1 protein-coding gene is annotated in these 574 nt (G+C 58.7%); it reads right to left on the bottom strand.

The genetic code is table 11. The annotated features are described in order from the left end of the window. Positions 1 to 574 (bottom strand): phosphopantetheine-binding protein (locus ABR397_RS23120; RefSeq protein WP_350307750.1); only part of this gene is annotated, 574 nt, incomplete at both ends.

The raw sequence follows: 574 nt of genomic DNA, 5'->3' as shown, positions 1-574 counted from the left end.
CCGGCAGGACCGTGTCCGCCTGACCAGACCCGCCCTGCATGACCTCAGCAAACGCCAGCAAAGTGGGGAATTTAAACAGAGTCGCCAGCGACAGTTCAACCCCGAAAGCCGCGACCCGGTTCATCACCCGCACCGCCAGTAACGAATGCCCCCCCAACGCAAAGAAATTGTCATACCGGCTGATTTGCTCAATCCCCAGAATTTCACGCCAAATCGCTGCCAGGGCGATTTCGGTTTCGCCCTGCGGCGCGACATAAACCCGCTGGGCATAAGCTGCATTGTCCGGGTCCGGCAATGCCCGGCGATCCAGTTTACCGTTAGGCGTCAACGGCAACGCATCCAGCCGCACAAAAGCCGACGGCACCATGTAGTCAGGCAGCTGAACACTCAGATGGTCACGCAGGCTATTCGCCAGCCCCTCGTCCACGGGTGCCACCACATAAGCCACCAGACGCTTATCCTGCGCTTCTCCCAACGCCAATACCACCGATTCACATACCGCCGGGTGTTCTATCAACCGGGCTTCAATTTCCCCCGGTTCAATGCGGAAACCGCGAATTTTCACCTGCTGGTC

The organism is Photorhabdus viridis (assembly GCF_040256935.1).
Taxonomy (GTDB): Bacteria; Pseudomonadota; Gammaproteobacteria; order Enterobacterales; family Enterobacteriaceae; genus Photorhabdus; species Photorhabdus viridis.
Note: the sequence above shows the minus strand (reverse complement) of the source record. Positions and strands in the feature narration are given on the sequence as shown.